Genomic DNA, 22845 nt, shown 5'->3' on the forward strand with positions numbered 1-22845 from the left:
CTCGATGCTGCTCAACAGCAAGGGCAACAAGCACCGTCGCCCGTCCAAGGCCGTCCGTATCGCCACGCTCGCCGGTGTCGCCGGTGCCGCCATCGCCGTGCCCCTGATGGGTGCCACCGGCGCCTCCGCCGCCTCCGTCTCCACGTGGGACGCCGTCGCCCAGTGCGAGTCCGGCGGCAACTGGTCCATCAACACCGGCAACGGTTACTACGGTGGCCTGCAGTTCTCCCAGTCCAGCTGGGCCGCCGCCGGTGGCACCCAGTACGCGGCCCGCGCCGACCTGGCCACCAAGGCCCAGCAGATCGCCGTCGCCGAGAAGCTCCTCGACCTGCAGGGCCCGGGTGCCTGGTCCTGCGCCGGCGCCGGCAACCTGAGCAACGACGGTGTCGACCCGGGCGTCGACACCGGCTCCTCCGCCGCCAAGACGGAGACCGCCCCCAAGGCCGAGGCCGCCCCGAAGCAGGAGTCGGCGCCGGTCCAGCAGGCCGAGCCGAAGAAGGCCGAGCGCACCGAGGCCCCCGCCACCAACCGCTCGGACCGCTCGGCCGCCCCCAAGGCCGAGTCGAAGACCGTCACCACCCCGACCGGCAAGAAGGTCGAGAAGGGTGACGGCGAGTACAAGGTCGTCACCGGCGACTCGCTGAGCAAGATCGCCGCCGACCACCAGGTCAAGGGTGGCTGGGAGCAGCTCTTCAAGCTGAACAAGGACATCGTCACGGACGCCGACCTGATCTACCCGGGCCAGCAGCTCCACCTGACGAAGTAGTCGCGATCTCTCCTCGCTGACCATTCCGGCCGCCCCGGCCCGGTGCGCACCTTCCCCCCGTGCGTACCGGGCCGGGGTCGGCCGGTTTCGGCGTTGATCGTTCAACTGTTGTAGTTACTCGTCAGTAAAATTCTGACCGTTTGCCCCACTCTGCCTGTCCTTGGGTCCTTTTTCGTCCCAGGGGACGGGCGGTCGGCCGGTTGAGGCGGCCAGGCCGGTTAGGCTCTTGTCGCAAGGCCAAAGCGACCCTGCACCACCAGCGTCATATCCCAGAAGGAGATGCCTCGTGCCGTCCATCGACGTCGTCGTAGCCAGGGAAATCCTCGACTCCCGCGGAAACCCCACGGTCGAGGTCGAGGTCGGCCTCGACGACGGCAGCACGGGCCGTGCTGCCGTTCCGTCCGGCGCCTCCACCGGTGCGTTCGAGGCCATCGAGCTTCGTGACGGAGACCCCAACCGCTACCACGGCAAGGGTGTCGAGAAGGCTGTCCTCGCCGTGATCGAGCAGATCGGCCCGGAGCTCGTCGGCTACGACGCGACCGAGCAGCGGCTGATCGACCAGGCGATGTTCGACCTGGACGCCACCGAGAACAAGGGCTCCCTCGGCGCCAACGCCATCCTCGGCGTCTCGCTCGCCGTGGCCCACGCCGCTTCCGAGGCCTCGGACCTGCCGCTGTTCCGCTACCTCGGTGGCCCGAACGCGCACCTGCTGCCCGTCCCGATGATGAACATCCTCAACGGTGGGTCGCACGCCGACTCCAACGTGGACATCCAGGAGTTCATGATCGCTCCGATCGGCGCGGAGTCCTTCTCCGAGGCCCTGCGCTGGGGCGCCGAGGTCTACCACACGCTGAAGAAGGTCCTGAAGACCAAGGGCCTGTCCACCGGTCTCGGTGACGAGGGCGGCTTCGCGCCGAACCTGGAGTCGAACCGCGCCGCCCTGGACCTCATCGTCGAGGCCATCAAGGAAGCCGGCTACGCCCCGGGCAAGGACATCGCGCTCGCGCTCGACGTCGCCGCCTCGGAGTTCTACAAGGACGGCAAGTACGAGTTCGAGGGCAAGTCCCGCTCGGCCGCCGAGATGACCGAGTACTACGAGGAGCTCGTCTCCGCGTACCCGCTGGTCTCCATCGAGGACCCGCTGTACGAGGACGACTGGGCCGGCTGGAAGGTCATCACCGACAAGATCGGCGCCAAGGTGCAGATCGTCGGCGACGACCTCTTCGTCACCAACCCGGAGCGTCTGGCCCGCGGCATCGAGGAGGGCTCCGCCAACGCCCTGCTCGTCAAGGTCAACCAGATCGGTTCGCTGACCGAGACCCTGGACGCCGTCGAGCTGGCCCAGCGCAACGGCTTCAAGTGCATGATGTCGCACCGTTCCGGCGAGACCGAGGACGTCACCATCGCCGACCTCGCGGTCGCCGTGAACTGCGGCCAGATCAAGACCGGTGCCCCGGCCCGCTCGGACCGCGTCGCCAAGTACAACCAGCTGCTGCGCATCGAGGAGATCCTCGACGACGCCGCGGTGTACGCCGGCCGCTCGGCGTTCCCGCGCTTCAAGGGCTGACACACAGCAGGCCCGGTAAAGCCCGGCGGGGTCAAGTGCCCCGGCCTCCGTCCGTCCCCGCACTCGGTCCCGTACCGTGTGCGGGGACGGACGTGCGTAATGGGGAGGCGGAGACATGGCCGCGAAGGACCGGGACCGGTTCTCCACCGCGACCCGGCTGCGGTTGCTCGGCGAGCAGACCGCGGCCCGCGTCTACCGGTCCCAGAACCGCCGGCAGGCCCGCCGCTCCCGGCTCACCGGCCGGGCCGCCTTCCTGGCCCTGATCGTCTGCTCACTGATCGTCGCTCTCGCGTACCCGATGCGGCAGTACGTGTCGCAGCGTGACGAGATCGCCGACCAGGAGCGGCTGGCGCAGGAGGCCGAGGCCCGTACCGAGGAGCTGCGCGACGAGAAGGCGCGGCTCCAGGACGACGCGTACATCAAGCGGCTGGCCCGTGAGCACCTGCACTACCTTCTTCCCGGGGAGACCGGCTACACCGTGGTCGACCCCGACGCGGTCAAGGAGCGCAACGGGAAGCCGGAGGAGTCCGACCGGCCGTGGCACTCCAATCTGTGGGACGGCGTCGACAGCGCCGACCGCGGCTGAGCCGCAGCCCCTCTTCGCCGTACACCCGTACACCCGCACACCCGTACATCTGCAGAACCGCAGTTCGAGCAGTCCGATCAGAACCCTAGGCAGGCATGGAAACGCCCCCTCCCCAGACCGAGTCCACCGCGCCCTCCGACGCGGACATCGCCGCGTTCCAGCAGCAGCTGGGGCGCCCGCCGCGGGGGCTGCGCGCGATCGCGCACCGCTGCCCGTGCGGCAACCCGGACGTGGTCGAGACGCAGCCCCGGCTGGAGGACGGTACGCCGTTCCCGACGACGTTCTATCTGACGTGCCCGCGCGCGGCCTCCGCGATCGGCACGCTGGAGGCGAACGGGGTCATGAAGGAGATGACCGAGCGCCTCGGTACGGACCCCGAGCTGGCCGCGGCGTACCGGGCCGCGCACGAGGACTACATCGCGCGGCGTGACGCCATCGAGGTGCTGGAGGGCTTCCCGAGCGCGGGCGGCATGCCGGACCGGGTGAAGTGCCTGCACGTGCTCGTCGGGCACTCGCTGGCCGCGGGGCCGGGCGTGAACCCGCTCGGGGACGAGGCGATCGCGATGCTGCCGGAGTGGTGGCGCAAGGGACCGTGCGTTTCGCCTTGCGGCGGGGCGGACGGGGACGAGGGCTGAGGTTCCTGCCGGGGGCTCTGCCCCCGGCCCCCGCTCCTCAATCTCCCCCGGACTTCGTCCGGGGGACCCCCAGGGGCTTGAAGTGCCGTCGGTGGGGCTTGAAAGACATGATGAGCCGGAGAGGCTGAAGAGATGACGCGTGTAGCCGCCATTGACTGCGGTACCAACTCCATCCGACTGCTCGTCGCGGACGCCGACCCCGTCACGGGGGAGCTCGTCGAGCTCGACCGGCGGATGGAGATCGTCCGGCTGGGGCAGGGGGTCGACCGGACCGGGCGGCTCGCCCCCGAGGCGCTGGAGCGGACCTTCGCCGCCTGCCGGCAGTACGCGGCGGTGATCAAGGAGCACGGTGCGGAGAAGATCCGCTTCGTCGCCACCTCCGCCTCCCGCGACGCGGAGAACAGGGCCGACTTCGTCCGTGGCGTGCTGGACATCCTGGGCGTCGAGCCGGAGGTGATCACCGGCGACCAGGAGGCCGAGTTCTCGTTCGACGGGGCCACCAAGGAGCTCGTCGGGCGCGACGACCTCGCCAAGCCGTATCTCGTCGTGGACATCGGCGGCGGCTCCACCGAGTTCGTCGTCGGCGACGACCGGGTGCGGTCCGCCCGGTCCGTGGACATCGGCTGCGTCCGGATGACCGAGCGCCACCTCATGCGGGACGGTGTCGTCGCCGACCCGCCCGCGCCGGCCGCGATCGACGCGATCCGGGCCGACGTGGACGCCGCCCTGGACCTCGCGGAGGAGACCGTCCCGCTCACCTCTGCGGCCACGCTCGTCGGCCTCGCCGGGACGGTCACCACGGTGGCCGCCATCGCGCTGGGGCTCGAGGAGTACGACTCCGAGGCGATCCACCACTCACGGATCTCCCTGGAGCAGGTCCGGGAGATCACCGGGCGGCTGCTCGCCTCGACCCATGCCGAGCGTGCGGCGATCGGTGCGATGCACCCGGGCCGGGTCGATGTGATCACCTCGGGGGCGCTGATCCTGCTGGCCGTGATGGAGCGGACCGGGGCACGCGAGGTCGTCGTCAGCGAACACGACATTCTCGACGGCATCGCCTTCTACGCGGCCCGCTGAGACCTGTCCCGCAGCCGGCCGCGAACGCTGCTCATCAGCACTCCGGCCTGCACTTTTGAGCCGCTCGGAACCCTTCTGCGGGCACCTTCGGGGACACGGCGCGACGAAGTTCGTGAACTTCTTCACAAGGAAATCGGCCCCCTGGGGCGGACTTCTGCTCCGAACGGGCCCACGGGAGGGTGTGCGGGGTCGCCCGCGCCGCATACGGGAGGGTTCCGGACGCGTTGCGGGAGTGTGAATCGGAGGGGTGGTCCACCTCGCTCGGCGGCTCAAGGGCCAGCTCACAAGCGGTGAACAACGTTCGCCAGGGTGTTGTGGTTCCCCTGCGGGGCCATGACCTGGGTCACGTGGGCGGCGAAGTGTAGCAGAGGGTGGGCCATACCTTGTGAAGGGGCTCACGAGCGTGCCCCCCGAGGGGGGTGGATACTCGATGGCATGAGCACCACGGAGCGTCCCAGGATCCTCGTAGTAGGCGGTGGGTACGTAGGCCTGTACGCAGCTCGGCGCATTCTGAAGAAGATGCGCTACGGAGAGGCGACCGTCACGGTCGTCGACCCCCGGTCGTACATGACCTACCAGCCCTTCCTCCCCGAAGCTGCTGCCGGCAGCATCTCGCCTCGGCATGTCGTCGTCCCACTGCGACGCGTGCTGCCCAAGGCTGAGGTTCTCACCGGCCGAGTCACGACCATCGACCAGGACCGCAAGGTCGCCACGGTTGCGCCGCTCGTCGGCGAGGCCTACGAGCTGCCCTTCGACTACCTGGTCATCGCGATGGGCGCCGTCTCCCGTACCTTCCCGATCCCCGGCCTGGCCGAACAGGGCATCGGCATGAAGGGCATCGAGGAGGCCATCGGCCTGCGCAACCACGTCCTGGAGCAGCTGGACAAGGCTGACTCGACGACCGACGAGGACGTCCGCCGCAGGGCGCTGACGTTCGTCTTCGTGGGCGGCGGTTTCGCCGGTGCGGAGACCATCGGCGAGGTCGAGGACATGGCCCGCGACGCGGCGAAGTACTACACGAACGTGAAGCGCGAGGACATGCGCTTCATCCTCGTCGACGCCGCCGACAAGATCCTTCCCGAGGTCGGCCCGAAGCTGGGCACCTGGGGCCGGGAGCACCTGGAGTCCCGGGGTGTCGAGGTCTTCCTCTCGACCTCCATGGACTCCTGCGTCGACGGTCACGTGGTGCTGAAGAACGGCCTGGAGGTCGACTCCAACACCATCGTGTGGACCGCCGGTGTGAAGCCGAACCCGGCGCTGGCCCGTTTCGGCCTGCCGCTCGGCCCGCGTGGCCACGTCGACACCAACGAGAAGCTCCAGGTGCAGGGCACCGACTACATCTGGGCCGCGGGCGACAACGCCCAGGTGCCGGACATGATCGGCCGCAAGGCCGGCAACCCGAACGCCTGGTGCCCGCCGAACGCCCAGCACGCGCTGCGTCAGGCCAAGGTCCTCGGCGACAACGTCATCTCCGGGATGCGCGGCTTCCCGCAGGGCGAATACAGCCACGCCAACAAGGGTGCGGTCGCCGGTCTGGGCCTGCACAAGGGCGTCGCGATGATCGTCATGGGCAAGGTGAAGATCAAGCTCAAGGGCCGTCTCGCCTGGTACATGCACCGCGGATACCACGGCATGGCGATGCCGACCTGGAACCGTAAGATCCGGATCTTCGCCGACTGGACCCTGGCGATGTTCCTCAAGCGCGAGGTCGTCTCGCTCGGCGCCATGGAGACTCCGCGCGAGGAGTTCTACGAGGCCGCCAAGCCGGCGCCGGCCCCCGCCGCCGCGAAGCCCGTGGGCGAGAAGGCCAAGGCCTCCTAGTCCACACCCGGACGGGAGGGCTCAGCTCCTCCGGTCCGGTCCGCGGATCTCCGTATCCGCGACAGACAGTCGCACGACGCCCGAAGGGGCCGTCCGCCATCCGTGGTGCGGACGGCCCCTTCGGCGTATCGGCGCAGGTCGGCGCGGCAGCCGCCGCGGGAGTGCGGGGGCCAGCCTCCCGGCGGATGCATGTGCGGTACAAGTATTTTGCCGTTCCATTGCGCAGTAGCGGTATGGCCGGGCCGCCGGAAACTGTTGTGGGGGGTGTACCTCGCCGTGGCGCCAAGGGTGCCGGGGCGTGGTCCGAGACATGTCTGGGCATGTCTGGGCACGTTGGGAAACACCATCACGGAGGTGTGCGCCATGGCAGACGCCGCATCGCGGCTGACCGCTCTCGCCCAGGAGTTGCTGGGAGAACCCCTGCCGGTCCGTATCCGGGCCTGGGACGGCAGCGAATCCGGACCCCCCGGTGCCCCTGTCCTCGTCATCAGGAACCGCCGCGCCCTGCGCCGACTGCTGTGGAAGCCGGGCGAACTGGGCCTGGCCCGCGCCTGGGTGGCCGGCGAGCTCGACATCGAAGGCGATCTGTACGCGGCCCTGGACCTGATGGCCGGGCTGATCTGGGAGCGCGGCGGCGACGCGAAGGACAGCGTCCATCCGGTCCGCGACCCGAAGCTGCGGTCCGCCGCCAAGGGACTGCTGCAACTGGCGGGCCCCTGGCCGCCGCCCCCGCCCCCGCCCGAGGAGGTACGCCGGCGTTCCGGCACCCTCCACACCAAGCGCCGCGACAAGGAGGCCATCAGCCACCACTACGACGTGGGCAATGACTTCTACGAACTGGTCCTCGGCCCGTCCATGGTCTACTCCTGCGCCTACTGGGAGGACGGCGGGAACCTGGAGGACGCTCAGCGCGACAAGCTCGACCTGGTCTGCCGCAAGCTCGCGCTGAAGGAGGACGACCGCCTCCTGGATGTCGGCTGCGGCTGGGGCTCCATGGCCATCCACGCCGCCCGCGAGTACGGCGCCCGCGTCACCGGAGTGACCCTCTCCGTGGAACAGGCCGCCTTCGCCAGGAAGCGCATTGCCGAGGAGGGCCTGACCGACCGGATCGAGATCCGGGTTCAGGACTACCGGGACGTCAGGGACGGCCCGTACGACGCCATCTCCTCGATCGGCATGGCCGAACACGTCGGCTCGGTTCGCTACCGCGAGTACGCCGACGACCTCTACGCACTCCTCAAGCCCGGCGGGCGTCTCCTCAACCACCAGATCGCCCGCCGCCCGGAGAAGGACGAGTCCGCCTACCACGTGGACGAGTTCATCGACGCCTACGTCTTCCCGGACGGCGAGCTGGCCCCGGTCGGCCGGACCGTCGCGACGCTCGAAGAAGCCGGTTTCGAGACGCGCGACGTCGAGTCGCTCCGCGAGCACTACGCCCTCACCCTGCGCCGCTGGGTCGCCAACCTGGAGGGGGACTGGGACAGGGCGGTACGGATGACCTCGCCCGGCAGGGCCAGGGTCTGGCGCCTCTACATGGCCGCCTCCGCGCTCTCCTTCGAGCACAACAAGATCGGCGTGAACCAGATCCTCGCGGTCCGCCCGGCCGACGGCGGGGGCGCCCGCATGCCGCTGCGCGCCCGCGACTGGAAGGCCGACGCGACCGGCTGATCCAGGACGGCACGGCAGAGGGCCGGTACCCGCCATGGCGGGTACCGGCCCTCTGCCGTGTCCTGTTCCGTGCTACTCCGTCTTGATCGCCGTCAGCATGTTCAGCTTCGCGGCGTTGCGGGCCGGCCACAGGGCGGCCAGCACCCCCACCAGACCGGCCAGGAGCAGGAAGAGCGCGATCCGGCCCCACGGCACGACCAGGACGTACTGCGGGATCTCCGCCGCCACCGTCTGACCGATCGCCCAGCCGAGGAACATGCCGAGCCCGATGCCGACCACCGCGCCGAAGAGCGAGATGACGACGGCCTCCAGCCGGATCATGCGCTTGACCTTGCGCCGGTCCAGGCCGATGGCCCGCAGCATGCCGATCTCCTGCTGCCGCTCGAACACCGACATGGCCAGGGTGTTGACGACCCCGAGCACCGCGATGATCAGCGCCATGGCCAACAGCCCGTACATGATGTTCATCGCGAGGTTGATGCCGCCGCCGAACATGTCACGGATGTCCTTGCGGTCCATGATGCTCATGCCGGGGTTGTCGCCCAGGGCGTCGACCAGCGCCTGCTCGTGGGCCGCGCTCGCGCCGCCGTCCGTCTTCACCCAGATCTCGCGGATGTCCGCACGGCCCTGGTGCGGGGCCACGACGTCACGGGGGATCAGGACCGGCGAGAGGAACTCGTTGTCCTTGTAGAGGGCGCCGACCTTCAGGTTGCCCTTCTTGTCGTCCTCGTACGTGACCGGGACGGTGTCCCCGGTCTTCCAGCCGTTCGACTTCGCGGTCTTGTCCGAGACGGCGATCTCGCCCTTGCCCAGGGAGTCCAGGGAGCCCGCGACGGTGTCGACGGTGAGGACCTTCTGCACATCGCCGGGGGTGACACCGGAGGCCGAGAGCGAGGTGTCGCCGATGTCCAGCCAGACGGCCTGCTGGGGCGAGAGGGCGGTGACGCCGGCGGCCTTCTCCAGGGCGGTGAGCGCCGACTCGTCGAGTGCGTCGCCGCTGGCCATCGAGACCATGTAGTCGGCCTTGATGTTGTCCGTCGTCATCTTGTCGACCGCCTGGCCGAGGGTGACGCCGAGCACCGAGATTCCGGTGACGAGGGTGAGCCCGATCGCCAGTGCGGACGCGGTGGCTCCGGTACGCCGCGGGTTGCGGACCGCGTTCTGCGCGGCCAGCTTGCCGGAGACCCCGAACAGCCGCAGCAGCAGCGGGCGCACCAGGGCGATCACGGGGCGGGAGAGCAGCGGGATCAGGATGATGACGCCGATCAGGGCCAGGAAGGCGCCGCCCGCGAGGAGAAGCTGACCGTTCGACCCGGCCTTCGCCGCGCCTGCCACGACAACCGCGCCGCCGAGCAGGGTGATGACGCCGCCGATCGAGTTGCGCAGCACGAGGGACTTCACCGTGGCCACCGCGTACTGGCTGTTCATCGCAGCGACCGGCGGGATCTTCGCGGCCCGGCGGGCGGGCAGCCAGGCGGCCAGCACGGTGATCAGGACGCCGACGCCGAAGGCGGCGACGACGGTGAGCGGCGCGATCACCAGCGGTCCGGCCGGGATCTTTCCGCCGATCAGGCTCATCGCGGAGCGCAGTCCGGTGGCGAGGCCGAGGCCCAGGGCGAAGCCGACGACGGACGCGATCAGGCCGACCACGGCCGCTTCGATCAGCACCGAGCGCTTGACCTGGCGGCGCGAGGCGCCGACGGCGCGCAGCAGTGCCAGCTCCTTGGTGCGCTGGGCGACCAGCATGGTGAAGGTGTTGGCGATCAGGAAGATGCCGACGAAGAGGGCGATGCCCGCGAAGGAGAGCAGCAGCTTGTTGAGGCTGCTCAGGGCGGTCTCGGTCTGGTCGGCCTGCTCGTCCGCGCGCGCCTTGCCGGTCTTGGCCTCGGCGTCCTTGGGCAGCAGCGGCTCGACGGCGGTCAGTACCTGCTGGTCGGAGGTGCCGGGGGCGGCGGTGACGGTGACGTCCCTGAACTCGCCCGGCCGCAGGAACAGCTTCTGGGCGACGGGGGTGTCGAACAGGACCAGGCTGCCGCCGGCGTTGACGGCGCCGTCCTCGGTGGTGAAGACCCCGGACAGGGTGTACTCCTTCACCGGCCCGTTGGTCGCGACCCGTACCTTGTCGCCGACCTCGTACTCACCCTTCTTCGCGGTGTCCTCGTCCAGGGCGACCCCGCCTGCCGCGGTCGGTCCGGAGCCGTCGGTGAAGGTGTACTGCGCGTCCTTGCCGTCCTTGCCGGGGGCGAAGTTGGAGCCGGTGTTGGACCAGCCGTTGCCGATGAGCTTGCCGTCGGGGTCCGCGACCCCGGCGAAGCCGTCGACCCGGCCGGTGGCGGAGGCCACGCCGTCCAGGGCCTGGATCCTCTTCAGGGTGGCGGCGTCGATGGCGGCGGACTTCTCGTCGCGCTGGTCGGCATGGGTGGTGACGGCGACGGCGATGTCGTCGTAGCTCTTCGCCGACTGGTTGCGGAAGGCGTTGCCGAGGGTGTCGGTGAAGACCAGGGTGCCGGAGACGAAGGCCACGCCGAGCATCACGGCGAGGACGGTCATCAGCAGCCTGGCCTTGTGCGAGAGCACATTGCGCAGGGCGGTACGGAACATGTCAGTCAGTCCTGGGGGAGGGGGCCGGAAGGGGGCGCGGGAGGGAGCCCGGGCTCAGCTGGTGCGGCCCTTGGCGTCGAACGCCTTCATCCGGTCCAGCACCCCGTCCGCGGTGGGGTGCGTCATCTGGTCGACGATCGCCCCGTCCGCCAGGAAGATCACCCGGTCCGCATAGGAGGCGGCGGCCGGGTCGTGGGTCACCATCACCACGGTCTGGCCCAGTTCGCGCACCGAGTTGCGCAGGAAGCCGAGGACCTCGGCGCCGGAGCGCGAGTCCAGGTTTCCGGTGGGCTCGTCGCCGAAGATGATCTCGGGCTGCGAGGCCAGGGCGCGGGCGACGGCGACGCGCTGCTGCTGGCCGCCGGAGAGTTCGGTGGGCCGGTGCTTCAGCCGGTCGGCGAGGCCGACCATGTCGATGACCTTGCGCAGCCAGTCCTGGTCGGGCTTGCGGCCCGCGATGTCCATCGGCAGCGTGATGTTCTCCAGCGCGGTCAGCGTCGGCAGGAGGTTGAACGCCTGGAAGATGAAACCGATCTTGTCCCGGCGCAGCTGGGTGAGCTGCTTGTCCTTGAGGGACCCCAGCTCCGTCTCGCCGATGCGTACCGAACCGCTGCTGAAGCTGTCGAGGCCGGCCACGCAGTGCATCAGGGTGGACTTGCCGGATCCCGACGGGCCCATGATCGCGGTGAACTCGCCCTGCGGGAAGTCCACGGTGACCCGGTCCAGGGCGGTCACCTTGGTCTCGCCCTCTCCGTAGACCTTGGAGAGTTCCGTGGCGCGGGCGGCCACCGCGGTGGCGCGGTGAGCGGTGGACATGGTGGTCACGGGAGACTCCAGGGTCGGGTTCGTACGGGACGGGCAGCCCGCCCGACGGCCCCGCCGGGCGGCGGAGGCCCGGGGCAGGGCACTGCTCCATCGTCTCCGCCGGCCGGCCGCAGGTCGTCACTCCCGGTGCCCGTTCCCGGGGCAGCCTTGAGTCGCATCGCGGGGGCCCGGTGTCCTCCTGCGGTATGACATCGGCCCCGAGGGCCGTCCGCGCCTCCTACCGCGGCGGGGCCGTCGACCCGCGCGGGACCAGGCGGGCCGCCGCGTCCTCGAAGCACGCCGCCGCTCCGTCGGTGACCAGGGACAGCAGGGTGCGCGCGGCATGCCCCCCGTACGCGGGGATGTCGCGGCTCAGCGCGGTGAGCGGCGGCCGGACCACCCGGGAGAGCTGGGAGTCGTCCCAGGCGACGAGGGAGAGGTCGCCCGGCACGTCGAGCCCCATCTCCTGGGCGACCGAGAGACCGGCCACGGCCATGATGTCGTTGTCGTAGACGACGGCGGTGGGGCGCTGCGCGGAACTGATCAGCCGTCGGGTGGCATGCGCCCCGTCCTGCCCGGAGTAGTCCGTGTGGACGATGACCGGTTCACCGAGGCCGAGTCCGGCGCAGATCTCGCGCTGGGCCCGGTCGCGCAGCTCCGTGTGGTTGAGGCCGGGCATTCCCGCGACCCGGGCGATGGACCGGTGGCCCAGCGCGGTCAGATACGTGAGGGTGTCCCGGAGCGCCGCGTGTTCGTCCGACCATACGGAGGGCAGGGGGCCGGCCGCCGAGGGGTGGCCGATGACCACGGCCGGCAGGCCCATCCCGGCGACGCCGTCGATCCGGGGGTCGGGGCTGCGCAGGTCGGCGAGGAACACGCCGTCCACCCGGCCCTCGCCCCACCAGCGGCGGTAGACCTCCAGCTCCTGCGCCGGATCGGTGACGACCTGGAGGAGCAGGGCGCAGCCGCGCGGCGAGAGTTCGCTCTCGATCCCGCTGATCAGCTCCATGAAGAACGGCTCCATGCCGAGCAGCCGGGCGGGCCGGCACAGGGCGAGACCGACCGCGTCGGCCCGGGCGCGGGTGAGGGCGCGGGCGGCGCTGTTGGGCTGCCAGCCGATCTCCTGCGCGATGGCCTTGATGGTGGCGCGGGTCGTGGGGGAGACGCCCGGCCGGTCGTTCAGCGCATAGGACACCGCGACCTTGGAGACCCCGGCGCGGCGCGCTATGTCGGCGATCGTGGGGCGGTGTCTGGGCAATGCGACCTCGCTTAACCGGTTCGTACTACATGAAACAACATGGTCTTCAGCTCTCGCGTGCGCGGCTTCTCTCTCGGAAGGATGATCGCCCAACTGCCCATGAAAATAAAGGAATGGGAGCGCTCCCGCTCTCTTGACATGCTCTCGCGGCGGCCTTAGCTTCACGGCACTTACCCGGTTCAGTAACTCCGCTCGGCAAGGACGGCGGGGAGAAGGAGGGACGATGGGCACGGGATTCCGGGGACGGACCGCGGCCACGCTCGCCGTGATCGCACTCGCCGCCACCGCGTGCACGGGGGGCGGCTCCTCGGCGGGCGGCTCGGGCGGATCGGGCGGCGGGGGCGGCGGTGCGCTTCCGCGCAACGAGACGCTCTACACCACCGGTACGCAATGGGGGCCACCGGCCAACTACAACCCGCTGCACAACTGGGACCACGCGACCGGCACCAAGGGGCTGGTCTACGAGACGCTGTTCCACTTCGACCCCAACGCGGGCAAGCTGACGCCCTGGCTGGCGGAGTCGGGCAGCTGGACCGGCGCCAAGACGTACGAGATGAAGCTCCGTCCGGGCATCACCTGGTCGGACGGCAAGCCGCTGACCGCCAAGGACGTCGCGTACTCCTACGGGATCGGCAAGATCGAGGCCTCGTCCTTCCACACCCTGTGGAGCTGGCTGTCGGACGCCAAGGCGGTGGACGCCACGACGGTCCGCTTCACCTTCAAGGAGGCCCGCTACCAGGAGTGGGACTTCACCCTCTACGGACAGCCGATCGTCCCGGAGCACATCTGGAGCAAGCGCGCCGAGAAGGAGATCCTCGACGGCGTCAACGACAAGCCGGTCGGCACCGGCGCGTACACGCTCAAGAGCCACTCCCAGGACCGGGTCGTCTGGCAGCGCCGCGACGACTGGTGGGGCGTCAAGGCGCTCGACATGAAGCCCGCGCCCCGTTACATCGTCGACGTCTCCAACCCGAGCAACGAGGTCGTCATCGGTCAGCTGGGCCAGGGCCAGCTGGACCTCAGCAACAACTTCCTGCCCGGCGCCTCCTCGCTGATCAAGAGCAAGAAGGTCGTCTCGTACTACGACAAGCCGCCCTACATGCTCTCCGCCAACACGGCCTGGCTGGTGCCCAACACCACGAAGAAGCCGATGAACGACGCGGCCTTCCGCAGGGCGCTCGCCGCCTCGGTCGACACCGGGAAGATCGTCAAGGGTGTGTACGGGGAACTGGTCAAGCCCGCCAACCCGACCGGTCTGCTTCCGCAGTGGGACAAGTTCGTCGATCAGGACCTGGTCTCCCGTGAGGGCTTCTCCTTCGACACCGACAAGGCCAAGCAGATCCTCGCGGACGCCGGGTACAAGGACACCGACGGCGACGGCCTGGTGGAGAACAAGGACGGCTCGAAGCTCAGTCTGAAGCTGGCCGTGCCCACCGGCTGGACCGACTGGATGGAGGCCGCCAAGGTCATCGCCTCGTCGGCCAAGGACGCGGGTATCAGCATCACCACCGAGTTCCCCGACGCGAACGCGCTCAACGAGACGCGCGGCAAGGGCAACTTCGACCTCGTCGTCAACAACGAGCGCCAGCTGTCCAGCACCCCGTGGACGTACTACGAGTACATGTTCCAGCTGCCCGTCCAGAAGCAGCAGAACACGGTCAACTTCGGCCGGTACGAGAACCCCGAGGCATGGAAGCTCGTCCAGGAACTCGGCGCGGTGAAGACCGATGACGTCGAGGGCATGAAGAAGGTCATCTCCAGGATCCAGGCGATCCAGCTCAAGGAGATGCCGGTCATTCCGCTCTGGTACAACGGCCTCTGGGCCCAGTCCACCACCGGAAACTGGACGAACTGGCCGTCGGATGCCGCGGGTGCGCCCAAGTACGCGCCGGCGCTGTGGCGCAACTGGCTGGAGATGGGCGGCTTCGAAGCCCTCACCCAGCTCAAGCCCGCCAAGTGACACGCCCGTTCTGAGAGAGCGGCCGCCCCTGCGCCGGCCGTTCCGAGAGAGCGGCCGACCGTGCGCCGGCCGTTCCGAGAAGGCGGCCGGCCCAGCACCGGCCGTTCCGGGAGAGCGGCCGGCCCCGCGCCGGTCGCTCTCGATTCCATGACCGCCCCGCCGCGCGTGTGCCGCCCTGACCGCCGCCTGCACGGCGGGGCTCTCTCCGGGGAGCTCCCTTGCGCCGCTACTTCGCCCGCAAACTTCTGATCTACGCACTGACCTTCGTCGTCGCCGTCACCGTCAACTGGATGATCCCGCGCTTCATGCCCGGCGACCCCGTCGCCGCCATGGTGGCCAGGGCCCGGGTCTCGCAGCCCGAGGCCGTCGAGGCCATGCGCGCCTACTACAACAACCTCTTCGGCTTCGACGAGCCCGTCTGGCAGCAGTACCTGCACTTCTGGAGCGCCCTGCTGCAGGGCGACTTCGGGCTGTCCATCTGGGTCTTCCCCAAGCCCGTCGCCGACGTTCTGCTCGACGCACTCCCGTACACGCTCGGGCTGATGATCCCGTCCGTCCTGCTCAGCTGGTTCGTCGGCAACTGGGCCGGGGCGCTGGCCGCCCGCCGCAAGGTGCTCGACAACACCGTGCTGCCCGCCGGGTATCTGCTGACCGCGATGCCGTACATGTGGATCGCCGTCATCCTCGCCTGGGCGCTCGGCTCCAAGGCGGGCTGGTTCCCGATCTCCGGCGGTTACAGCCTCGACATCCAGCCGAACTGGTCCACTGACTTCGCCTTGGACCTGCTCCAGCACTGGGTGCTGCCGTTCCTCTCGCTGTTCCTGGTCGCGCTCGGCGGCTGGGCGATCGGCATGCGCAACATGATCATTTACGAGCTGGAGTCCGACTACTCCTCGTATCTCTCGGCCCTCGGCGCACCGCAGCGGCTCATCCGCCGCTACGCCTTCCGCAACGCCGTCCTGCCCCAGATCACCGGACTCGCCCTCCAGCTGGGCGTCCTGGTGGCCGGAGCCCTCGTCACCGAGATCGTCTTCGCCTATCCGGGGCTCGGCTCACTGATCCTGGCCGCGATCCAGAACCAGGACTTCTTCCTGCTCCAGGGCGCGTTCCTGTTCATCGTCATCGGCGTACTGATCGCCAACTTCCTCATCGACATCGTGTACGTCGTCGTCGACCCCCGGACCCGTACCGGCATGGCAGGAGGCCAGTCATGAGCACCGTGCCCGAACCGGCCACCGACACCGGCCCCGCAGCGGGGCCCGCGGCCGCCGCGGCCACACCCGGCCGCGAGACGCTCCACTACGCGGTGCGCAACCCCAAGCTCATCATCGGGTTCACCGTCGTCGTGCTGCTCCTGCTCGTCGGCGTCTTCGGCCCGCCGCTGCTCGACAACGCCGACCCCAACGAATACGTGGGCCCGCAGGCGTCGCCGCCCGACGGCACGTACTGGATGGGCACCACCACCTTCGGCCAGGACGTGTACGCCCAGTTCGTGCACGGGCTGCGTGCCACCTTCCTGGTCGGCGTCGTCGGCGGGGCCATCGCCGCCGTCATCGCCATGCTCGTCGGCTTCCTGGCCGGCTACCGGGGCGGAGCGGTCGACGAGATCCTCAACATGCTCACCAACGTGGTCCTGGTGCTGCCCGCCCTCGCCGTGCTGCTGATCATCAACGCCTACCTCGGGGTCCGGTCGGTTGCCGTGCAGGGCCTGTTCATCGGGCTCACCTCCTGGCCCTGGGCGGCGCGCGCGATCCGCGCGCAGACGTTCTCGCTGCGCACCCGGGAGTTCGTGGACCTGGCCCGGCTCAGCGGCAGCGGCACCTGGCGGATCGTCTTCCGCGAGATCGCGCCCAACATGAGCTCGTACCTGTTCATGATGTTCATCCTGCTCTTCGGCGGATCCGTGCTGATCGCCTCCTCGCTCGACTTCATCGGGCTCGGCCCCACCGAGGGCGTCTCGCTCGGGATGATGCTGCAGAGCGCCCAGCAGTGGAGCGCGCTCCAACTCGGCATGTGGTGGTGGTTCGTCCCGCCGGGCGCCGGGATCACCGCGATCGTCGGCGCGCTCTACGTCGCCAACGTCGGCCTCGACGAGGTCTTCAACCCGAAGCTCCGGGAGGCCTGAGACATGACTTCCACCGTGACCGATCCCGGAGAGGCCCTGAGCACATGACCCTGACCGTGACCGACCTGCGGGTCCACTACCGCACCCTGCGCGGCGAGGTCCGGGCCCTGGACGGCGTCAGCTTCGATCTGGCCGACGGGGAGATCCTGGGCCTGGCGGGCGAGTCCGGCTGCGGCAAGACGACGCTCGGCAAGTCGCTGATCCGCCTCGACGGCCGGATGCGGCACGCGGGCGGCACCATCACCCTCGACGGCGACGACGTCCCGATCTCCGACGACCGGGCGATGAACGCCTTCCGCTTCCACCGGATCTCGCTCGTCCCGCAGTACTCCATGAGCGCCCTCAACCCGACCCGCCGCATCGGACGCATGATCCGCGAACTGCTCGCCTCGCGCGGCGTCAGCGTGGACACCACCGAACTGCACCGCCGGCTCGACCTGGTGGGCCTGGACCACGACGTCCTGAACCGCTATCCGATCGAGCTCTCCGGCGGCATGAAACAGCGCACCGTGATGGTGATCTCCACGCTCCTCGACCCGTCCGTCCTCATCGCGGACGAGGTCACCTCCGCCCTCGACGTCTCCACCCAGCGGGCCGTCGTCGGCGCACTCACCGGGCTGCGCGACAAGGGCCTGGTCACCAGCATGATCTTCGTGACGCACGACCTGGGCCTCACCTCGCACATCGCCGACTCGATCATGGTGATGTACGCGGGCAAGCTCGCCGAGAAGGCGCCCACGAAGGTCCTGACGACCGCGCCCCGCCACCCGTACACCAAGCTGCTGCTCGGCTCGCTCCCCGAGGTCGGTGCCCGGTACGCCGACAAGCCCCTCAAGGGCATCGCGGGCGCCCCGCCCTCCCTCCTGAACCCGCCGGCCGGCTGCCGCTTCCGCGACCGCTGCCCCATCTCCGACGACCGGTGCGCCGAGGAGCCCCCGGTCGTGGAGATCGCCCCCCGTCACTCCGTCGCATGCTGGAAGGCCTGATGCTGACCCTCGACCACGTCACCAAGACCTACCGCGCCGGAGCGTTCGGCGGCGGTTCCGTCACGGCCGTCGACCGGGTGTCCTTCACCGCCGCACCCGGCGAGGTCGTCTCCCTCATCGGTGAGAGCGGCAGCGGGAAGTCCACCATCGGCCGGATGATCCTCGGCCTGACCGGCGTCAGCTCCGGCAGCCTCACCCTGGACGGACAGCAGGTCCGGCCCGGGAAGGACTTCTACCGCCGCGTCCAGGGCGTCTTCCAGGACCCCTTCTCCTGCTACAACCCGGTCTTCCGGGCCGACCGCGTCTTCGCCCTCGTCCGCCGCGCCTACCACCCGGGCGTCCCCGACAAGGAGTGGGCCGACCGCGTCGAGAAGGCCGTACGGGACGTCCGCCTGGACCCCGGACAGGTGCTCGGCCGCTATCCGCACCAGCTCAGCGGCGGCCAGCTGCAACGCCTCCTCATCGCCCGCGCCCTCCTGCTCGACCTGAGCTTCCTGGTCGCCGACGAGATCACCAGCATGCTCGACGCCTCCACCCGCATCGACGTCCTCAACCTCCTGGCCGTCCTCAAGGAACGCGGCCTCGGCGTTCTCTACATCACCCACGACCTGGCGCTCGGCACCTACCTCGCCGAGAAGACCGTGGTGCTGCGCCGTGGCCGCGTCGTCGAACGCGGCGACACCCAGAAGGTGTTCGGCAACCCGCTCCACCCCTACACCCGCACCCTGCTGGCCGCCGTGCCCCGGCTCAACACCCCGTGGGACCCGCCGCAGCCGCTGGAGAGCTGCGCCTTCCACGAGGCCGGTTCGCCGGACACCGATCTGTACGAGACCGAGCCGGACCACTTCGTCGCCTGCGCCCAGCTCCCCGACTGCGGAAGGACCTCCGCATGACCCTCCGCCACCTGCCCCTGCACGACGGCTGGACGCTCACCGCGGACGGCCCCGTGCCCCTGGGGCTTCCCACAGGGGGCGTCCCCGCCACCGTGCCGGGCTGCGTCCACACGGACCTGCTCGCGGCGGGGCTGATCGACGACCCGTACCTGGACGACAACGAGAACCGGCTCGGCTGGATCGGCCGCACCGACTGGACGTACCGCACCACGTTCGACTGGACGCCGGACGGGCACGACCACGCCGACCTGTGCTTCGACGGCCTCGACACCGTGGCCACCGTCCTGCTCAACGGCATCGAGGTGGGCCGCAGCGCCAACCAGCACCGCAGCCACCGCTTCCCCGTCCACGCGGTGCTGACCGAGGGCGCCAACACCCTCGACGTACGGTTCACCGCCCCGTACACCTACGCCGAGGAGCTGCGCGAGCGGCTCGGCGACCGGCCCGGCGCGTACGCGGAGCCGTACGCCTTCATCCGCAAGATGGCCTGCAACTTCGGCTGGGACTGGGGGCCGACGCTGGTGACCTCCGGCATCTGGCGTCCCGTGGCCCTGGAGACGTGGAGCGGCCCGCGCATCGCGTCCGTGAAGCTGCTGCCGGACCTCGACGAGGCCGGGGTGCCTCGCCTGACCGCGGAGCTGGAGATCGAACACGACGGCCTGGAGCCGCTGTCGGGCGAGGTCGGGGTGATCGGGGCGGGCGCCGTCTTCGTCGCCAGGGAGGACGAGCACCGCATCTCGGTCACCCTCTCGGTGCCCCAGGCCGAGGTCTGGTGGCCGCACAGCCACGGCGAACAGCCGCTGTACGACGTCAAGGTCCGGGTGGGCGACGACGTCCGCCGGCTCAGGACCGGCTTCCGCGGCGTCACCCTGGAGCACGAGGCGTTCCGGATCTCGGTCAACGGCGAGCCGGTCTTCGTGCGCGGCGTCAACTGGATCCCCGAGGACTGCTTCCCGCACCGCGTCACCCGGCAACGGATCTCCGACCGCCTCGACCAGGCGGTCGCCGCCGGGGTCAACCTGATCCGCGTCTGGGGCGGCGGCCTCTACGAGAGCGACGACTTCTACGAGCTCGCCGACGAGAAGGGCCTGCTGGTCTGGCAGGACTTCCCCTTCGCCTGCGCCGCCTACCCGGAGGAGCAGCCGCTGTGGGACGAGGTGGCGGCCGAGGCCCGGGAGAACGTCACCCGCCTCGCCCCGCACCCCTCCCTCGTCCTGTGGTGCGGCAACAACGAGAACCTGGAGGGTCACGCCGACTGGGACTGGCAGAAGGAACTGGGCGACCGCACCTGGGGCCACGGCTACTACCACGAGCTGCTCCCGGCGATCGTCGCCGGGACCGACCCGACCCGCCCCTACTGGCCCGGCTCGCCCTACTCCGGCACCGAGGACATCCACCCGCAGGACCCGGCGCACGGCACGATCCACATCTGGGACGTGTGGAACCGGGCCGACTACCGGGCCTACGCGGACCGGGTGCCGCGCTTCGTCGCCGAGTTCGGCTTCCAGGGCCCGCCCGCGTACGCCACCCTGCGCCGCGCCGTCAGCGGCCCGCTGGCCCCCGACGCCCCGCTCCTGGCCCACCACCAGAAGGCCGAGGACGGCAATGCCAAGCTGCTCCGGGGCCTGGGCGACCATCTTCCGCAGCCGGGCGCGGACTTCGACGACTGGCACTGGCTCACCCAGCTCAACCAGGCGCGCGCCGTGGCGTTCGGCATCCGCCACTTCCGCTCCCACACCCCGTACTGCATGGGCACGATCGTGTGGCAGCTCAACGACTGCTGGCCGGTCGTCTCCTGGTCGGCCGTCGACGGCGACGGCCGCCGCAAGCCCCTCTGGTACGCCCTGCGGGCCGTGTACGCGGACCGGCTGATCGCCGTGCGCGACGGTGCCGTCCACCTCGTCAACGACGCCTCCACGCCCTGGGCCGGCACGCTGCGCCTGACCCGGCACGGCCTGGACGGGGCCGTGCTGGCCGAGGAAGAGGTGGTGGTGAGCACGGCCGCGCGCTCGGTCTCCCGGGTCCCGCTGCCGCCGTCGGTGGCCGAACCGGCCGACCGGACCCGTGAGCTCCTGGTCGCGCGCATCGGCGACACCCGGGCGGTGGAGTTCTACGAGGAGGACACCCGCCTCGCGCTGCCGCCGGCCCGGTACGACGTCACGGTGACGGAGAGCGGGGGCGAGGCGCCCGGCTACCGCGTCGAGGTGACGGCGCGCACCCTTCTGCGGGACCTCGCGCTCTTCCCGGACCGGCTGGACCCGGCGGCCGAGGTGGACGAGATGCTCGTCACGCTGCTGCCCGGTGAGAGCACGGTGTTCATGATCACAGGAGCGGTCCTGGCGGACCCGGAGGCCCTGGGCGCGCACCCGGTGCTGCGCTGCGTCAACGACGCCGTCACCCGGTAGGGGTGGCGCGGCCCTGGCGTTCCATGGCGCGACCCTGGCGAATCGGCTGTGTGGGTGCGGCGACTTTCCGTCAATTCGGATACGGTGCCGCCGCACCCGCCATCCGGCCCAGGCGTGTGACTATGCCGTCCGACTGTGCTGACGGACACTCAAGAGATCAATAAAATAGGACAACATCGAGCCACTGTCCGTCTGCCGGGGGGAAGCCCCCGGATAGGGTCATGTGCCAACGCGGAGCCGCGCGCCAAGCCCGGATGGTGGAATGCAGACACGGCGAGCTTAAACCTCGCTGCCCCTCGGGGGCGTGCCGGTTCGAGTCCGGCTCCGGGCACCATCGCGTGGTTCATCCCTGGGGAGCCGGCCGGCCGGCGGCGGTCCGCCGTTCGAGGGTCCTGAGGCCGGACCCGCCCTCGCCCGCACCCCGTTCCGTCCTCCGGAGCGGGAGGGGGCGAGCGCCCGGCGAGCGGCCCTCCTCCCGGTGGGAACCGGCACCGTCCGGGCCGGGGAAGCGAGGGATAAGGTTCCGGGCGAGAGGATTCCGCCCGGTGCACGCGAGCTGCGCCAGGGCCGGACACGGGCGCGTCGCCCGGGGGAGGAGCCGGATGCTGCAGGCGCTGGGGCTGAGCCCGTCCGAGGAGGCCGTCTACACGGCGCTGTTGGTCCGCCCGTCCGCCTCCGCCCGGGATGTCGCCCTGCAGGCCGGTCTCGGGGAGGCCGAGAGCGACAGGCTCCTGCTCGACCTTGCCGCGCGTGGTCTGGTCGCCGTCGTCCGTGAGTCCGTGACCGCTGTTCCGGAGGACGGGCCGCGGCCCGCCCGCTACCGGCTCACGCCACCGTCGGTCGCTCTGGCGCCACTCCTCGCCGAGCAGCGCAACGCCCTGCACCTGGCCGAGACCGCGTTCTCCAAGCTGACCGAGCAGTACCGCACCACCGCCGCGCGCACCGCCGGAGGCGTCGTGGAGGTGGTCGTGGGCGTGGAGCAGGTCGCTCACCGCTTCCTCCAGCTCCAGCGCGGGGCGCAGCGTGAGTTGCTCGTCTTCCTGGTCGGCGAGCCCATCGCAGTACCGCGCGAGGACACCGACACCTCGGAGAGTTCCGCGCTCGAACGCGGAGTCGATTTCCGGGTCGTGGCCGACAAGGGCTACCTCGCCGGTCATGAGGTGGTGCAGGACGTGCGGCAGGCCGTAGCGGCGGGCCTCGTGCTCCGGCTGGCCGACTCGCTCCCGCTGAAGATGGTCATCTCGGACCGCGAGCGCGCCATGGTGCCGCTGGACATGACGGAGTCCGGGGGCGAGCCGAGCGCGATCGTGGTTCATCCCAGTGGCCTGCTGACGGCCCTGGTCCACCTCTTCGAGAGGGAATGGGCCCAGGGAAGGCCGATGTTCACCCCCGGCGCGGGGGTGGGCGAGGAGCCGGCGGGCGATCAGCAGCCGACCGAGGAGGAACTGGAGGTCCTCGCCCTCCTGCTGGCCGGGATCTCCGACCGGCGGGCAGCCTCCGAACTGGGACTGTCCATCCGCACGGTGGAACGGCGGGTGCGGCGTCTCATGGATCTCTCCGGCGTGGAGTCGCGGCTCCAGCTCGGCTGGCACGCTGCGCGCGTCGGCTGGCTCTGAGTCGGCCCGCCCCCGCGTCGGCCCCTGCGGCTGGTCGGGCTGTGGAAGTGCCCTAGAAGGCCCCGACTGCCTTTCAC

The 22845-nt window shown here is 70.1% G+C and carries 17 protein-coding genes and 1 tRNA gene; 15 read left to right on the forward strand and 3 right to left on the reverse strand.

Annotated elements, in window-relative coordinates; genetic code table 11:
* Positions 1-4: 4 nt before the first annotated feature.
* From OG912_RS21255 to OG912_RS21285, 7 genes are all read left to right on the forward strand, one after another.
* Complete coding sequence (locus OG912_RS21255; protein ID WP_327710774.1) at positions 5-766, forward strand: transglycosylase family protein; 762 nt, start codon at positions 5-7, stop codon at positions 764-766.
* Positions 767-1052: 286 nt separating this feature from the next.
* A complete protein-coding gene (gene eno / locus OG912_RS21260) occupies positions 1053-2333 on the forward strand; it encodes a phosphopyruvate hydratase (protein WP_073738482.1) in 1281 nt (426 codons plus the stop codon).
* Between the two features lie 115 nt (positions 2334-2448).
* Positions 2449-2919 (forward strand): FtsB family cell division protein, encoded by a 471-nt coding sequence (locus OG912_RS21265; RefSeq protein ID WP_327710775.1) that lies wholly within the window; start codon positions 2449-2451, stop codon positions 2917-2919.
* A gap of 95 nt (positions 2920-3014) precedes the next feature.
* Positions 3015-3554 carry a DUF501 domain-containing protein gene (locus OG912_RS21270; RefSeq protein WP_327710776.1) on the forward strand — a complete coding sequence of 180 codons (540 nt, stop codon included), beginning with the start codon at positions 3015-3017 and terminating at the stop codon, positions 3552-3554.
* A 132-nt stretch (positions 3555-3686) separates the two neighbouring features.
* Positions 3687-4631 (forward strand): Ppx/GppA phosphatase family protein, encoded by a 945-nt coding sequence (locus tag OG912_RS21275; protein WP_327710777.1) that lies wholly within the window; start codon positions 3687-3689, stop codon positions 4629-4631.
* Between the two features lie 435 nt (positions 4632-5066).
* Positions 5067-6452, forward strand: a complete 1386-nt coding sequence (locus OG912_RS21280; RefSeq protein WP_326736593.1) for an NAD(P)/FAD-dependent oxidoreductase — start codon at positions 5067-5069, stop codon at positions 6450-6452.
* A gap of 363 nt (positions 6453-6815) precedes the next feature.
* Positions 6816-8120, forward strand: coding sequence for a cyclopropane-fatty-acyl-phospholipid synthase family protein (locus tag OG912_RS21285; RefSeq protein WP_327710778.1), 1305 nt, complete (start codon positions 6816-6818; stop codon positions 8118-8120).
* Positions 8121-8192: 72 nt separating this feature from the next.
* Here the strand turns inward: OG912_RS21285 and OG912_RS21290 are convergent, their stop codons facing one another.
* From OG912_RS21290 to OG912_RS21300, 3 genes are all read right to left on the reverse strand, one after another.
* Entirely contained in the window at positions 8193-10721 is a 2529-nt protein-coding gene (locus tag OG912_RS21290; RefSeq protein ID WP_327710780.1) for an ABC transporter permease, read from the reverse strand.
* 54 nt (positions 10722-10775) lie between these two features.
* Positions 10776-11546 carry an ABC transporter ATP-binding protein gene (locus tag OG912_RS21295; protein ID WP_326736590.1) on the reverse strand — a complete coding sequence of 257 codons (771 nt, stop codon included), beginning with the start codon at positions 11544-11546 and terminating at the stop codon, positions 10776-10778.
* A 217-nt stretch (positions 11547-11763) separates the two neighbouring features.
* On the reverse strand, positions 11764-12783 hold the full coding sequence (locus OG912_RS21300) for a LacI family DNA-binding transcriptional regulator (protein ID WP_327710782.1): 1020 nt from the start codon (positions 12781-12783) through the stop codon (positions 11764-11766).
* Positions 12784-13006: 223 nt separating this feature from the next.
* Between OG912_RS21300 and OG912_RS21305 the strand changes: the two genes are divergently transcribed.
* The 8 genes from OG912_RS21305 to OG912_RS21340 all read left to right on the forward strand — a co-directional run bounded on the left by OG912_RS21305 (position 13007) and on the right by OG912_RS21340 (position 22768).
* A complete protein-coding gene (locus tag OG912_RS21305) occupies positions 13007-14743 on the forward strand; it encodes an ABC transporter substrate-binding protein (RefSeq protein WP_327710783.1) in 1737 nt (578 codons plus the stop codon).
* Positions 14744-14961: 218 nt separating this feature from the next.
* Positions 14962-15957: an ABC transporter permease gene (locus OG912_RS21310; RefSeq protein WP_326736587.1), complete on the forward strand. Its 996-nt coding sequence runs from the start codon at positions 14962-14964 to the stop codon at positions 15955-15957.
* Positions 15954-16868, forward strand: a complete 915-nt coding sequence (locus OG912_RS21315; protein WP_327710785.1) for an ABC transporter permease — start codon at positions 15954-15956, stop codon at positions 16866-16868. The genes OG912_RS21310 and OG912_RS21315 overlap by 4 nt, the downstream gene beginning before the upstream one ends.
* Positions 16869-16912: 44 nt before the next feature.
* On the forward strand, positions 16913-17854 hold the full coding sequence (locus OG912_RS21320; RefSeq protein ID WP_327710787.1) for an ABC transporter ATP-binding protein: 942 nt from the start codon (positions 16913-16915) through the stop codon (positions 17852-17854).
* A complete protein-coding gene (locus OG912_RS21325) occupies positions 17839-18747 on the forward strand; it encodes an ATP-binding cassette domain-containing protein (RefSeq protein WP_327710788.1) in 909 nt (302 codons plus the stop codon). The genes OG912_RS21320 and OG912_RS21325 overlap by 16 nt, the downstream gene beginning before the upstream one ends.
* Positions 18744-21152, forward strand: a complete 2409-nt coding sequence (locus OG912_RS21330) for a glycoside hydrolase family 2 protein (protein WP_327710789.1) — start codon at positions 18744-18746, stop codon at positions 21150-21152. The genes OG912_RS21325 and OG912_RS21330 overlap by 4 nt, the downstream gene beginning before the upstream one ends.
* A 248-nt stretch (positions 21153-21400) precedes the next feature.
* Positions 21401-21486 (forward strand) — tRNA-Leu (locus OG912_RS21335).
* 268 nt (positions 21487-21754) lie between these two features.
* Positions 21755-22768, forward strand: a complete 1014-nt coding sequence (locus OG912_RS21340; protein ID WP_327710790.1) for a helix-turn-helix domain-containing protein — start codon at positions 21755-21757, stop codon at positions 22766-22768.
* Positions 22769-22845 lie beyond the last annotated feature (77 nt).

Origin of the sequence: Streptomyces sp. NBC_00464, from assembly GCF_036013915.1 — a bacterium.
Classification (GTDB): domain Bacteria; phylum Actinomycetota; class Actinomycetes; order Streptomycetales; family Streptomycetaceae; genus Streptomyces.